Raw genomic sequence first — 13,635 nt, forward strand, 5'->3', positions numbered from 1 at the left:
GGCATTGGACGAATCAGGGGGGTCATCACAAACCCAAAACAACGGCCAATTGGCCCTGCAATCCGACCAGACGCCAGGCAGCCTTGATTTGGTCCAGCTCGGATGTCAGCTTGTTGGAGCGGGCCGTGAACAACTCGTTCTCGGCGTTCAACACATCGAGCAGGCTTCGGCGTCCGATCTTGAACTGCTTGCGACTGGCGTCCACCATGGCTTCTGCATGGTTGACGTAATCGGTATAAGACCCCAAGGACTGGCTGTGCGCTAGGAAATCGAACCAAGCCGTGCTCACGCGCAGCTGCAATTCATCGCGGGCTTTTTCATAGGCATAGCGGGTGGCGACTTCGCCCTCGCTGGCCGCCTGCACAGCATGCCCGTAGGCACCGCCCGCGGGGACGGTCCATTCGGCTTGAATGCCGAGGTACATATCGGACTGTTGACCTTTGACGCCACCCCAATCACGACCACTCTTGGCCGAAGCGTCCAAGCTCACGCGTGGACGATAAGGGGATTTGGCAAGCAAGACACCCTGACGGGCCGACTCGATGTCTGCACGGGCCACTTGCAAGGCAGGGCTTGCTTTCAGGGCAGCTTGATAAGCCTCATCGAGCGTGGGTGCGGGCGCAAAGGGGGTGAGACCGGGAAGTTCCTGCACCAGAGACAAGCCCGTCAGACTTTGAAACTCCAGTCGGACTTGCTCCAGACGCGCCAGGCGACTGGTGTTGACGGATTCGGCCAAAGCCACACGGCCCATGGCTGCGGGCAAATCTGCAGCGCGGCCCAAATCGAGTTTGGCAATGGCTTTGACCTGCTGAACGTATTCACGGTGCATGGCCAAGTTGTCTTGCGACAGCTTGAGCAAGCGATGGGCTCGCAACATCTCGGTGTAGGTCTCCAGAGTGCGCAGCATCAGGTCTTCGCGTTTGTCGACCAGTTTCCAATCTGCGCCCACAGAAGCGTGGCGGCGTTGTTCGATCTGCGCAGTCAAGCCATGGTCCAGCAGGGGCATGCTCACCCGCGCTTGGGCCTGGCTTTGTTCATAGTTGTTGGTCAGACGCGCGGCGTTGATTTTTTGCCGATCAAAGCCGGCATTGCCACTCAACACCAGTTTGGGCGCACGCTGTGCCTGCGCCTCTCTGGCTTGACTTTCGGCACCGCGGCTTTGCGCTTCGCTCAAGAGCAATTCGGGGTGACGCTGCAAAGTCATGCGCACATAACTCAGCACAGCCAAAGGAACGCTTGCAGCCGAGTCTGCTCCCTCTACCGTGGCGCTGGCAGACGAAACAAGTTGACGGTCCGCGTCGGGCGCTGCCTGAGCGAAACCCGAGAGAAGGCCCCCCACCAAAAAAATGACAACCAACTGAGTCAAGCTTTCACCCCATCAATTCAGCCAAGTCAATTCAAGTCGATCAATGCTACAAAAATGTCACTTGCACGCAAATACACGACCACGAGGAAACTTCACACGAATTTCCCGAATAACTTTTAAAGCTTTAATATTTTCAGTATTGTCCTACAAAAAAGTATTAAAAAAGGCAGTTAATTATCAAATACCAAACCTTAAAATTTGTTAAGAAACCACAGCACTCGATGATAAGAAAATTTTGAATATTAAATAGCTCATTTATTCAAGACTGGTTTTCACCAAATTGTCGGCAATGGTCACTGGGTGTAGAGTGCACCAATGACTACACAACACATCGCCATCATTGGAGTCGGCTTGGCCGGCGTGACCTGCGCACGCACATTGCGCCAAGCCGGTCACAACGTCACACTTTTTGAGAAAAGCCGGGGTTTGGGAGGCCGCATGGCCACACGAGCCAGCGCCTTTGGCAACTTTGACCACGGAGCACAGTACTTCACCGTGCGCGATCCGCGCTTTGAGTTGGCCATCGGCACCGCCCCCGGCGTGTGCAAACCCTGGAGCGCCAACGCCGTGCGCGTGCTCGACCCCAATGGCCGCGTGATCGAAGCCGGTCTGCCCGGCGGCGAACGCCACTGGGTAGCCACCCCCGGCATGAACGGCTTGGTCAAAGCTTGGGCTACACCCTTGGTCGAAGACGGCAATGTGCAGCTGCAGACACGGGTCACACAGATCATGGCCGACCCCATGAAGAAAAACAGCTGGCAGCTGCAGACCGAAACCGAAGACGGTGGTCAGCACATTTTTGCCGGATTTGACAAAGTCATTCTGGCCATTCCGGCCGCGCAAGCCATGGCCTTGCTGAACGCCTCGGGCCTCAGCGCGCTGGGCAAACCCCTGAACGATGTCCGCGTGGACCCTTGCTGGACGCTGATGCTGGCCTACCCGCAGGCGGTGCAACCGGGCCTGATCACCCTTGGGCCCCAGTGGAATGCGGCACGCAGCACGCACCACCGCATCGCCTGGATGGCGCGCGAGTCGTCCAAGCCCGGGCGCGAGCGCATTGAGCGCTGGACCGTGCAAGCCAGCGCCCCGTGGTCGGCAGAGCACGTCAACGACACCCCGGAGCGCATCACCGGCAAGCTGATCAAGGCGTTTGCCGAAATCACCGGCATCCGCGCCACCCCGGCGCATGCCGAGGTGCACCGCTGGCTCTATGCCAAAACCGCGCAACCATTGGGCCAAAGCCACCTTTGGTCCAAAGAGCAAGGCATTGGCATTTGCGGGGACTGGTGCTTGGGTCACCGTGCCGAAGACGCCTTTGTCTCAGGCCTGGAGCTGGCTCTGGCGGTGCTCAAAAAACGCTGACCGTCCATGGCATTGCGCTACACAGGCCGGTTTGCGCCATCGCCAACCGGCCTTTTGCATGCAGGCTCGCTGCTGGCTGCGCTGGCCAGTTGGCTTGATGCCCGCGCCCATGGCGGCCAATGGCTGGTGCGCATCGAAGACGTTGACACGCCACGCTGCGTGCCGGGTGCTGACCAAGCCATCCTGCAGCAACTGGCCACCTGCGGCATGGTGTCTGACGGTCCGGTGGTCTGGCAAAGCCTGCGATCTGACGTTTACCAACGCGCACTCGACACACTGGTCGCCAGGGGCTGGGCCTACCCTTGCGGCTGTTCACGCAAAGACATTGAAACGGCCGTCGAAGCAGCGCAAGCGCAGTCTGTGGCCCGCCACCAGGCTGCGGTCTACCCCGGCACTTGCCGCGCCGGGCTGAACGGCAAGCCAGCCAGGGCATGGCGCCTGAATGTGCGGGCGGTGCAATGGGCGCTCGGTCTGCCGCTTGTCACCCACTGGCAAGACAGGCGTTTGGGAGCGCAGCAACAAAACGTGAACGAAGCCGTGGGCGACTTCGTGCTGCGCCGAGCCGATGGCTTGTGGGCCTATCAATTGGCGGTGGTGGTGGACGACGCTGCTCAAGGCATCACCCATGTGGTGCGCGGCGAAGATCTGGCCGACAACACCGCGCGGCAAATCGTGTTGCAACAAGCGTTGGGGCTGCCCACACCCCAATACCTGCACACCCCTTTGGTGATGGGTGAGAACGGCGAAAAGCTCAGCAAACAAAACGGGGCCATGGCGCTGGACCTGCAGCAGCCCCTGCAAGCGCTGAATGCCGCGGCGCAGGCACTGGGACTGCCTGCGATGCCCGAACACACGCCCGTCGCCCAAGCGCTGGCCCATTGGACGACACTGCACGATCTTCACTGAAAGCCGCAGCCGCGATAATGGCGAGCTTTGTGAAGCACAACGCCTCTCACGCACTCCCCCGCCAAGACCTGACATGACGACGCCCGAAAACGCCCCACTGCTACCTGCAAACCCATCCGCCACCGAACAGGCCGCCCCAGATGCCCCCTTCATGCGCACCATCAAAACCTATGTGCTGCGCGCAGGGCGCATGGGCTCGGGCCAAGTGCGGGCTTTTGAGCAATTCGGGCCCAAGTTCCTGATCCCCTACAGCCCCGAGCGCCTGGATGTGCAGGCCGCCTTTGGGCGCACTGCACCGCTGATTCTGGAGATTGGTTTTGGCATGGGCGACGCCACGGCCAAGATCGCGCAAGTGCGTCCGGATGACAACTTTTTGTGCTGCGAAGTGCACGAACCGGGCGTGGGTGCCTTGCTCAAGCGCTGCGGCGAAGAGCACATTGACAACATTCGCATCGTGCGTCACGACGCCATTGAGGTCATGGACCACATGCTGGGCACGGACAGCCTGGACGGTGTGCACATCTTCTTTCCGGACCCTTGGCATAAAAGCCGCCACCACAAACGCCGCCTGATCCAGAGCCCCTTCATCCACCGACTGGCCCAGCACATCAAACCCGGCGGTTACCTGCATTTGGCCACCGACTGGCAGCCTTATGCCGAGCAGATGATGCAAGTCATCAGCGCCGAGCCCTTGCTGGCCAACACGGGCGATGCGGCCCAAGGCGGCTTCGCAGCCAAACCCGACTACCGCCCACTGACCAAGTTTGAAAACCGGGGCCTGAAACTTGGCCACGGCGTGTGGGATCTGGTGTTCCGCCGGGTCTGACATGAACTCATCAGGGCACACCGTTCAGTTGCCCATGCGCGATGGCGTGAGCGCCAGCGTGGTGTCGGTGCCAGCAGGTCATTGGCCCAGTGTGCTCGATTTTTTGGCCCAACGCATGCCGGGCATCGCGCGCAGTGAATGGGCCGAGCGCCTGCAACAAGGCCTGGTGCTGCACCCCAACGGGCAATGCGCCCTGCCAACCCAAGCATGTCAGCCAGGCGAGCGCCTTTACTACTACCGCAACCTGGCCGATGAACCCGTCTTGCCCGTGCAAGCCAGCATCGTGTTTGAAGACGAACACCTGCTCGTGGCCGACAAACCCCATTTCATGCCCGTCACGCCCGCGGGGCGCTATGTGCAGCAAAGCCTGCTGGTTCAACTCAAGCGCCTGACCGCTTGTGCTGATTTGGTCCCCTTGCACCGCATTGACCGCGAAACGGCGGGTTTGGTGTTGTTTGGCAAAGCCACGCACGAGCGCGCTGCCTACCACGCCTTGTTTCGCGACAAACACATCCACAAGGTTTACCACGCCGTGGCGGCCTGGCAACCCGATTTGGTTTTGCCACGCGTGCACACCAGCCGCTTGGTACCCGGCGAGCCGTTCTTCAGAACGCAAGAAGTCGCTGGGCCCGCCAACAGCGAAACACGCATCAGCCTGCTGCGCACATCGGGTGACCGGGCGCTCTACCAACTGGAACCCGTGACCGGCAAGCGCCACCAGCTGCGGGTGCACATGAACGCCTTGGGCATGCCCATTGAGGGCGACTTGTTTTACCCCACGGTGTTGCGTGGGCCGGATGCACCGGAGGACTTCAGCCAGCCTTTGCAGTTGCTGGCCCAGTCGGTGCAGTTCACTGACCCCCACACGGGGCAAGCCCGTGTGTTTGAAAGCCAGCTGCAACTCACGCTGTGAGTCAGCCTTTGACTTCGGTGGCCGTGATCGTGTACTTGAACGCGTCGGGCGTGTAAGAGTCCAAACGGCCTTCTGCCGTCTCGGCCACCGGGTACATCAAGAAGTTGACAGGCCCGCCCTTGGCACCCGGCAAGCTCACATCGTGCGATGTGTTCCAGGCCATCCAGTTGCCCTCCCAGCCGCCAAACAGGTGTTTGTAAACCGGGGCCACCACCGGGTGGTCGGTCTTCTTGATCCACTCGACCGTTTCCAGGCGCATGACCTTGGCCACATCGGCCGGGTCCATGGCCACCCAGCCATGGGCTTGCAAATACACTTCGGCGCGGCAATGCTGCGCCCCCTTCAGGCTGGCCGGGTTGCCCGACAGCTCTTTGTAGCCAAAGGCCGAAGGAGCCAAGCGGATGCCGTACACATCGCGCGCGGGCAAACCCACAGCGCGGCACAGGCCCACAAACAAGGCGTTCAGGTCAGCGCACTTGCCACCCAGATTGCCGGTCTCCAGCATGGTCTTGATGTCCCCTTCGCCACAACCGCGTGTCTTGGGGTCACGGAAAGCGTTGGTCACCACCCAGTCGTAAATCGCACGGGCTTTTTGTTCGTCGGTCTTCGCGCCCTTGGTGGCCTGCAATGCGGTGGTGCGCACGATGCCATCGATGGGCAACATCTGGGTGGCACGGGTGTAGTGGCGCAGCGTATCGGCCGCCTCTGCGGTGAAGCTGCGGCCCGGGCTCAGCTCGGACGCGCGGTTTTGGGTTTGCACGCGGCTGGTGATCTCGATCACCGGGCGAACACCTGCAGCGAATTCGGCCGTCACAAAGCGGGCACCCTCCACCAGATCGCTGCCCATGCGGGCGTTACCATTGCTGCTGAAACGGGTGTCCAGCGAATGCTGCCAATCGGTGTTGACGCTCGGCACGGGCAACCACACACGGGTGGCACCCTGGGGCTCGGCGATTTCGACACGGGTGGTCACATCAAAGGTGCGCCAGGTACCCACTTCGGGGGCAAAACGGCGCTCGGCTGCGGCAGCCGAAGTTTGGGCGTGCAACCAGGTGGGTGCAGCGAACATGGCGCCCAGAGCGGCGCCTCCTTTGAGCAAAGAGCGGCGAGCGGTGGTCATGAAAAAGAACTCCGAAACAGGGGTGAGACCTGTCGGCACACGCAAGGCGCTGGAAAGCGCCAATGCCCCGAAGGCAGGTCGCCCAGCACAAGGCGTGCGGGCTGGCGGATTATCGCCGAGTGGGGCTGGCCGATTTTTGCAAGGCGCTCAGCCAGCCAGCGGCTTCTGCACTCGACCAATCCACTTCACCCACCACGCGCCAACGGACTTGGCCATCGGGGCCGATCAGGAAGGTGGTGGGATAAATGCGAACACCCCAGCGCCGGGTCATCTCGCCTTGCGGGTCCAGGACCAGCGGAAACGCCAGGCCCTGAGCTGTCGCAAAGCGCTGCACCGCGCTGGCGGTTTCTTTCACATTGATGCCGATCACCACGGGTGGGCTGCCGTCGGCGCTGTGCAAGGCCTGCAAGGACGGCATTTCTTCCTTGCAAGGGCCGCACCAAGTGGCCCAAAAGTTGAGCACCACCACCCGCCCCTTGAGCTTGGCGCTGGTCCAGCGCTGGCCTTGCATATCCAGCACATCGATGTTGGGTGTGGGGTGCGACCGGGGCCACGGGGTTTTGTCGAACTGGGCGTGGGCCTGCAAAGGCCCGATCAAGAGCAAAAGACCGAACAGCACGGCCTTGCGGACCACCGAGCGAGCTGCCGTGATCACGCTGAGCACCTGCGCAATTTCAGGCATTCGCGAGCGGGGGCTCGCGCCCACAGGGGGGCAAACCCCACCGCGGGTGCGCCCTGCTGTGGCATCAAAGCCGCTCGGCAACCCAAGCTTGTACGCTGGCCATCGCCGCTGGCAAGGCCTTGGCATCGGTGCCACCAGCCATGGCCATGTCGGGCTTGCCACCGCCTTTGCCGCCCACTTGGCCCGCCACAAAATTGGCCAGCTCACCGGCTTTGACTTTGCCCACGGTGTCAGCGGTCACGCCAGCGGCGATTTGCACCTTGTCGCCGTCCACAGCGGTCAACACGATCACGGCGGTCTTGATCTTGTCCTTGAGCTTGTCCATGGTGTCGCGCAGGGTTTTGGCGTCGGCCCCTTCGAGCTTGGCCACCAGCAGCTTCACGCCCTTGACATCCACAGCCTGGGTCATCAACTCATCGCCCTGGGCCGAAGCCAGCTTGCCTTTGGCAGCGGCCAGTTCTTTTTCCAGTGCCTTGACCTGGTCCAGCACCTGTTGGATGCGAGCGTTCAATTCTGCAGGCTGGGCCTTCAGTGTGCCGGCGGCTTGCGACACCGTGTCTTCGAGCGACTGCAAATAAGCCAAAGCATTGGCGCCAGTCACGGCTTCGATGCGGCGCACGCCAGCAGCCACACCGCCTTCACTGACGATCTTGAACAGACCAATGTCGCCCGTGGCTTTGACGTGGGTGCCGCCGCACAGTTCACGGCTAGAACCGATGTCGAGCACACGCACGGACTCGCCGTACTTCTCGCCAAACAGCATCATCGCGCCGGTTTTCTGGGCGCTTTCGATGTCCATCACACGCGCTTGTGCAGCGGCGTTGGCCAAAATTTCTGCGTTCACTTGGGCTTCGATCTGACGGATCTCGGCGTCGGTCACGGGCGCGTTGTGCGCAAAGTCAAAACGGGTGCGCTCGGCATTGACCAAGCTGCCCTTTTGCTGCACATGGCTGCCCAGCACTTCGCGCAGGGCTTTGTGCATCAGGTGGGTGGCGCTGTGGTTGCGCACGGTGGCGGCGCGCACGGCCAGATCCACATGGGCTTGCACCGCGTCACCCACTTTCAGGCTACCGGATTGGACTTCGCCGTGGTGGCCAAACACATCGGCCTTGATCTTGAGCGTGTCAGCCACGTTGAACTGGCCGCCCGCGTTGTGCAGCATGCCCTGGTCGCCCACCTGACCGCCAGACTCGGCGTAGAAAGGTGTCGTGTCCAACACAACCACGCCTGCCTGACCGGCTTTCAGTTCGGTCACAGCATTGCCATCGGCGTACAAAGCCAGTACTTTGGCGTTGGCTGTCAGGTCTTCGTAGCCCACAAAGTCGTTGCCCGCGCCGGTGTAGTCCAGCGCCTTGTCCATCTTGAATTTACCAGCGGCTCGGGCTTGGGCTTTTTGCTTTTCCATGGCGGTGGCAAAACCCGCTTCGTCCACGCTCAGACCGCGCTCGCGGCAGACGTCGGCCGACAGGTCGAGCGGGAAGCCGTAGGTGTCGTGCAGCTTGAAAGCCACTTCGCCGGGCAGCACCTTGACGCCGCCTTCGAGTGCCGAATCCAGAATTTGCATGCCGCTTTGCAGCGTTTCAAAGAAGCGCTCTTCTTCCACGAGCAAAACGTCAGCAATGCGCTCGGCCTGATCGGCCATGTTGGGGTATGCCGCGCCCATGAGCTTGACCAAATCGGGCACCAGCTTGTGGAAGAACGGTTTTTTCTGGCCCAGCAAATAACCATGGCGAATGGCGCGGCGGATGATGCGGCGCTGCACATAGCCTCGGCCTTCGTTGCTGGGCACCACACCATCACTCACCAAAAAGGAAGTGGCGCGGATGTGGTCGGCGATCACGCGCAGCGACTTGTTGTTCAGGTCGGTGCAGCCGGTTTCGCGCGATGCGGCCTTGATCAGCGCATCAAAAATGTCGATTTCGTAGTTGCTGTGAACGTGCTGCAAGATGGCCGCCAGGCGCTCCAGGCCCATGCCCGTGTCCACGCAAGGCGCAGGCAGCGGCGTGACGGCACCGGTTTCGTCCATGTTGAACTGCATGAACACGTTGTTCCAGATCTCGATGAAACGGTCGCCGTCTTCATCAGGGCTGCCGGGTGGGCCGCCGGGAATGTGCGCACCGTGGTCGTAAAAAATCTCGGAGCAAGGACCGCAAGGGCCGGTGTCAGCCATCATCCAGAAGTTGTCTGACTTGTAGCGACCGCCTTTGTTGTCGCCGATGCGGATGATGCGGTTCTCGTGCTTGATGCGCTCAGGCGTCCAGCCGGCTTTGACAAAAATGCCTTCCCAAATGCCATGGGCCTCGTCGTCTTCCATGTACACGGTGGCGTACAGCTTGTCGGCGGGCAGTTTGTAGACCTCAGTCAGCAGTTCCCACGCCCATTGCAGCGATTCACGCTTAAAGTAATCGCCAAATGACCAATTGCCCAACATCTCGAAGAAAGTGTGGTGGCGGGCGGTGTAGCCCACGTTTTCCAGATCGTTGTGCTTACCACCGGCGCGCAGGCAGGCCTGTACAGACGCGGCACGCACATACGAGCGCTTGTCCGAGCCCAAAAACACGTCCTTGAACTGGACCATGCCCGAGTTGGTGAACATCAGGGTGGGGTCGTTGCCTGGCACCAAGGGGCTGGACGCCACCACGGTGTGGCCCTTGGACTCGAAAAAGTCCAGGAAAGTCTTGCGGATGTCGGCGACGGAAATAACGGGTTGGCTCATGGTGTTCTTTGCTTTAGATGCAACCAAGCATTATAAGTTTGCCCCACCCTCAGTTGTTTGCGTGACAGGCGGCCCCAGCCAACTGCGATATCGTGCAAAACATGGCACAATTTATTTAACAGGTTAAATAATATCCGGAGACACCATGGACATGAAGACATCCCCCCTCGCACTGCTGAACGACCCGACTTTGCTCAAGACAGACGCACTGATCAACGGCCAATGGGTCGCAGGCAGCCAGCGTTTTGAGGTGACCGATCCGGCCACAGGCCAGCACTTGGCGAACGTGGCCAACCTAGGCGCCGCCGAGGCAGATGCCGCCATTACCGCAGCCAACGCCGCTTGGCCTGCTTGGAAAGCCAAAACCGCCAAAGAGCGCAGCACCATCTTGCGCAAGTGGTTTGACCTGCTGATCGCCAACACCGAAGACTTGGCGCGCCTGATGACCGCCGAAAACGGCAAGCCCATTGCCGAGTCGCGTGGCGAAGTGGCCTATGGCGCGAGTTTTGTAGAGTGGTTTGCCGAAGAGGCCAAGCGCATCAACGGCGAAACCCTGCCCCAGTTTGACAACAACCGCCGTCTGCTGGTGCTCAAGCAGCCCATTGGCGTGTGTGCAGCCATCACGCCCTGGAACTTCCCGCTGGCCATGATCACCCGCAAAGTGGCCCCCGCACTGGCTGCTGGCTGCCCCGTGGTCATCAAACCCGCTGAACAAACCCCACTCACCGCTCTGGCGGCGGCTGAGCTGGCGATTCGTGCGGGCATCCCGGCCGGGGTGCTCAACATCATCACCGCCGACGGCCCCCAGAGCATCGCCATCGGCAAGGTTTTGTGTGCGAGCGACGTGGTGCGCCACATCAGCTTCACGGGTTCCACCGAAGTGGGCCGCATCCTGATGGCGCAATCGGCACCCACCGTGAAAAAAATGTCGCTGGAGCTGGGTGGCAACGCCCCGTTCATCGTGTTTGAAGACGCCGACATCAACAGCGCCGTGGAAGGCGCATTTGCCAGCAAATACCGCAACGCGGGTCAGACCTGCGTCTGCTCCAACCGCTTTTATGTGCAAGAGGGGGTCTACGAAGAGTTCGCCGCCAAATTTGCGGCCAAAGTCAAAACCGCCAAAGTGGGCAACGGCTTTGCAGAGGGTGTGAACCAAGGCCCACTGATCGAGCCCTCGGCCATCGACAAGGTTGAACGCCACGTGAAAGACGCCATCGCCAAAGGCGCGCGCGTGCTGACGGGCGGCAAGCGGCTGGAGGGCCAGTTTTTTGAACCCACCGTGGTCGCCGACGCCACCGCCGACATGGTCTGCGCCCGCGAAGAGACCTTTGGCCCCTTTGCCCCCATCTTCAAGTTCAAGACCGAACAAGACGCCATCTTTGCGGCCAACAACACCGAGTTTGGTCTGGCCAGCTACTTCTACAGCCGCGACGTGGGCCGCATCTTCCGCGTGAGTGAAGCGCTGGAATACGGCATGGTCGGCATCAACGTGGGCATTTTGGCCACCGAGCATGTGCCTTTTGGTGGCGTCAAGCAATCGGGCTTGGGTCGTGAAGGCTCGCACCACGGCATGGACGACTATGTGGAGATCAAATACCTCTGTGTCGGCGATATCCTGAAGTAAACTACACGGCTTCGCGGGTGTCGTTTAATGGTAGGACTTTTGCTTCCCAAGCAAATAACGAGGGTTCGATTCCCTTCGCCCGCTCCAAGTTTTCATGCCGATTTAAAGAAGGCCCCGCAAGGGGCCTTCGGCATTTTGACCCTTTGCCCATGAACATCACCGTCAACGAAGAACTCAAAGCCTACATCGACCCCTTGACCCCTGACGAGCATGACGCGCTGGAGCGCAGCATCCTGGCCGAGGGGTGTCGTGATGCGTTGGTGCTGTGGGGCAACGTGCTGGTGGACGGGCACAACCGCTACGGCATTTGTCAAAAGCATGGCCTGCCTTTTCAGACGGTGCAAAACACCCGCTTTCAATCCATGGAAGATGTGCACTTGTGGATGATCGACCAGCACTTGGGCCGACGCAGTGTGTCGGACTTTCAGCGTGGCGTGCTGGCTTTGCGCAAACGCGAAATTCTGGCCGAGCGCCGCGCCAGTGCCATCGCAGCAACCGATCCAGCCAACACCGCCGAGTCATCGCACACATCGGATGCCGGAGTGAACGATGCCAGCCACAACCCGCTCAAAAGCCGCTCTGACATTGCCAAGGCTGCGCGGCTGAGCAGCAGCCAAGTGGTACACATCGAGAAGATTCAGAAACAAGCCGCCCCCGAACTGGTCGCAGCCGTCAAAGCCGGCACCATCTCACTCAATGCCGCCGCTGCCGTGGCCAGCCTGCCCGCCGAAGAACAACAAACAGCGGCACGGGGAGGCAAAGAAGAACTCAAGCAAGCGGCCAAGCGCGTGCGCGAAGTGCAACGCAAACCGGCCAAAGACGATGCGCAGGACTCGGAACACAGCGCCAGCGATGAGCTGATTGGCTTGCAACAGCGTGTGGCGCAGTTGACCTCAGAAAATGAGCGCTTGCGACAGGAAGTGGCCGAACTGCGGGCGCAACTGGAGCTTTGAAGGGATCTTTGACGGGGTCTTTGATTCGGGCAGGCCAGGCCAACAAGTCAAGGCGTCCGGCTGCCTTCACGCAACACAACGGCTGTGGTTTTGGCGTCGGGCAAGCGAAGACGCACACCTTGAAAGTAAAGCTGTGCTTGTTCGGCTTGTTCAAAATGCACACGCCAAGGCGCTGGACCGTAGACGCTTTTGGCTTCATTCGCTTTGAGAAAGAAGACTGTGCGCGAGCCTGCCCCATCGACCACGCAAACGGTGCCTTCTCTCTGGGCCACCAGATAAACCATGTCACCCGGTTTGCTGGGTTGCGAAGGCATCAGCACAGCGTCCGTCTGGCTCGACTGACACAAGGGAATTTCCCCCACGGAGGCCACATGACCCGTTCCAGAGGCAACAGGTTCTGACGCGACAACAACAACGGACCGTGCTGCAGCAGACTCAGCAACTGAGGCAGAAGATTTTGCACTTGACCCCATTGCCACTGCGCGTGCAACGGGTTGAACCTGCGTCTGAATCAACGGCGCAGCAGCTGCGGAGGATTCAGGCGACATCGCCACCGCCCGATGCCAGAAAGAAGGCATCACGCCACGGCCTTGCCATGGGTATTGAGTCCAAACAATGACCGCCAGTAGCCCCAAGGTAAAGAACGCGAAGACCATCAAGCGGGAATGGCGCATGAAGACGGAGGCCGGTCTGGCCGCTTGCGCTCTTTGCAAGGACAACTCAATCAGTTCATCCACCACCGAAGAACCAGGCTCACTGGCCAGATCATCCGCCGGACGGATCACTTCAGCAGGATCCCGCCCCAACAGACTGGCGACTTTGCGTGCCGCGTTCTCCTTGATGGATGCGGTGTAAAAAAGGGACGTACCACCCGACTCCAATTGCTGTATCTGCGCCACGGACAGGTTGGCGCGACCCGCCAATGTGCTGGCATCGAGTTTTTGAGACCCACGCCACTCGCGCAGCAATTCGCCGCGCACCCGATCGGTCGTTGAATTCGACATGTCAAAGGACAAAAATAAAAACGTTATTTTGTATTATCTTTTTACAAAGCTGAATACAGGAAAACCCATAAAGCCCTTATGAATATTGTTTTTGAGACAAATAATATTCAATTAAATCAAAGAAAACAAAAAAGCCGCAAAGGTTTGCGGCTTTTTCTCGAAT

The 13,635-nt window shown here is 60.1% G+C and carries 11 protein-coding genes and 1 tRNA gene; 7 read left to right on the plus strand and 5 right to left on the minus strand.

Annotation, left to right across the window (positions count from 1 at the left end; translation table 11 throughout):
• Nucleotides 1-25: 25 nt before the first annotated feature.
• Complete coding sequence (locus tag B9Z33_RS11585) at nt 26-1,366, minus strand: TolC family protein (RefSeq protein WP_108287202.1); 1,341 nt, start codon at nt 1,364-1,366, stop codon at nt 26-28.
• Nucleotides 1,367-1,681: 315 nt separating this feature from the next.
• Here B9Z33_RS11585 and B9Z33_RS11590 point away from each other — a divergent pair, with 315 nt between their 5' ends.
• From B9Z33_RS11590 to B9Z33_RS11605, 4 genes are all read left to right on the plus strand, one after another.
• Nucleotides 1,682-2,728, plus strand: a complete 1,047-nt coding sequence (locus B9Z33_RS11590; RefSeq protein ID WP_108287203.1) for an NAD(P)/FAD-dependent oxidoreductase — start codon at nt 1,682-1,684, stop codon at nt 2,726-2,728.
• Nucleotides 2,729-2,734: 6 nt separating this feature from the next.
• Nucleotides 2,735-3,634, plus strand: a complete 900-nt coding sequence (gene gluQRS / locus B9Z33_RS11595) for a tRNA glutamyl-Q(34) synthetase GluQRS (protein ID WP_108287204.1) — start codon at nt 2,735-2,737, stop codon at nt 3,632-3,634.
• A gap of 73 nt (nt 3,635-3,707) precedes the next feature.
• Entirely contained in the window at nt 3,708-4,460 is a 753-nt protein-coding gene (gene trmB, locus B9Z33_RS11600) for a tRNA (guanosine(46)-N7)-methyltransferase TrmB (protein WP_108287205.1), read from the plus strand.
• Between the two features lies 1 nt (nt 4,461).
• Nucleotides 4,462-5,373 carry a pseudouridine synthase gene (locus tag B9Z33_RS11605; RefSeq protein ID WP_108287206.1) on the plus strand — a complete coding sequence of 304 codons (912 nt, stop codon included), beginning with the start codon at nt 4,462-4,464 and terminating at the stop codon, nt 5,371-5,373.
• A 1-nt stretch (nt 5,374) separates the two neighbouring features.
• Here the strand turns inward: B9Z33_RS11605 and B9Z33_RS11610 are convergent, their stop codons facing one another.
• The 3 genes from B9Z33_RS11610 to alaS form a co-directional block, all read right to left on the minus strand.
• Nucleotides 5,375-6,493 carry a transglutaminase-like domain-containing protein gene (locus B9Z33_RS11610; RefSeq protein ID WP_108287207.1) on the minus strand — a complete coding sequence of 373 codons (1,119 nt, stop codon included), beginning with the start codon at nt 6,491-6,493 and terminating at the stop codon, nt 5,375-5,377.
• 109 nt (nt 6,494-6,602) lie between these two features.
• The gene (locus B9Z33_RS11615; RefSeq protein ID WP_158270211.1) at nt 6,603-7,175 is read right to left on the minus strand and encodes a TlpA disulfide reductase family protein; all 573 of its coding nucleotides are present in this window, start codon (nt 7,173-7,175) and stop codon (nt 6,603-6,605) included.
• Nucleotides 7,176-7,239: 64 nt separating this feature from the next.
• Complete coding sequence (gene alaS, locus B9Z33_RS11620) at nt 7,240-9,891, minus strand: alanine--tRNA ligase (protein WP_108287209.1); 2,652 nt, start codon at nt 9,889-9,891, stop codon at nt 7,240-7,242.
• A 145-nt stretch (nt 9,892-10,036) separates the two neighbouring features.
• On the opposite strand from alaS, the gene B9Z33_RS11625 reads away from it, so the two are divergent.
• The 3 genes from B9Z33_RS11625 (at nt 10,037) to B9Z33_RS11635 (ending at nt 12,468) form a co-directional block, all read left to right on the plus strand.
• A complete protein-coding gene (locus B9Z33_RS11625; protein ID WP_108287210.1) occupies nt 10,037-11,515 on the plus strand; it encodes an NAD-dependent succinate-semialdehyde dehydrogenase in 1,479 nt (492 codons plus the stop codon).
• Nucleotides 11,516-11,528: 13 nt separating this feature from the next.
• Nucleotides 11,529-11,602: transfer RNA gene (locus B9Z33_RS11630), tRNA-Gly, on the plus strand.
• Nucleotides 11,603-11,664: 62 nt separating this feature from the next.
• Nucleotides 11,665-12,468 (plus strand): plasmid replication/partition related protein, encoded by an 804-nt coding sequence (locus B9Z33_RS11635; RefSeq protein WP_108287211.1) that lies wholly within the window; start codon nt 11,665-11,667, stop codon nt 12,466-12,468.
• Between the two features lie 47 nt (nt 12,469-12,515).
• On the opposite strand, the gene B9Z33_RS11640 is transcribed toward B9Z33_RS11635, so the two are convergent.
• Nucleotides 12,516-13,472 (minus strand): helix-turn-helix domain-containing protein, encoded by a 957-nt coding sequence (locus B9Z33_RS11640; RefSeq protein ID WP_108287212.1) that lies wholly within the window; start codon nt 13,470-13,472, stop codon nt 12,516-12,518.
• Nucleotides 13,473-13,635 lie beyond the last annotated feature (163 nt).

This window comes from Limnohabitans sp. T6-20 (assembly GCF_003063505.1).
GTDB lineage: Bacteria > Pseudomonadota > Gammaproteobacteria > Burkholderiales > Burkholderiaceae_C > Limnohabitans_A.

Coding starts and splice junctions, on each gene's coding strand:
- B9Z33_RS11590 (WP_108287203.1), top strand. CDS start 1,682: ATGACTACACAACACATCGCCATCATTGGAGTCGGCTTGGCCGGCGTG.
- gluQRS (WP_108287204.1), top strand. CDS start 2,735: ATGGCATTGCGCTACACAGGCCGGTTTGCGCCATCGCCAACCGGCCTT.
- trmB (WP_108287205.1), top strand. CDS start 3,708: ATGACGACGCCCGAAAACGCCCCACTGCTACCTGCAAACCCATCCGCC.
- B9Z33_RS11605 (WP_108287206.1), top strand. CDS start 4,462: ATGAACTCATCAGGGCACACCGTTCAGTTGCCCATGCGCGATGGCGTG.
- B9Z33_RS11610 (WP_108287207.1), bottom strand. CDS start 6,493: ATGACCACCGCTCGCCGCTCTTTGCTCAAAGGAGGCGCCGCTCTGGGC.
- B9Z33_RS11615 (WP_158270211.1), bottom strand. CDS start 7,175: ATGCCTGAAATTGCGCAGGTGCTCAGCGTGATCACGGCAGCTCGCTCG.
- alaS (WP_108287209.1), bottom strand. CDS start 9,891: ATGAGCCAACCCGTTATTTCCGTCGCCGACATCCGCAAGACTTTCCTG.
- B9Z33_RS11625 (WP_108287210.1), top strand. CDS start 10,037: ATGGACATGAAGACATCCCCCCTCGCACTGCTGAACGACCCGACTTTG.
- B9Z33_RS11635 (WP_108287211.1), top strand. CDS start 11,665: ATGAACATCACCGTCAACGAAGAACTCAAAGCCTACATCGACCCCTTG.
- B9Z33_RS11640 (WP_108287212.1), bottom strand. CDS start 13,472: ATGTCGAATTCAACGACCGATCGGGTGCGCGGCGAATTGCTGCGCGAG.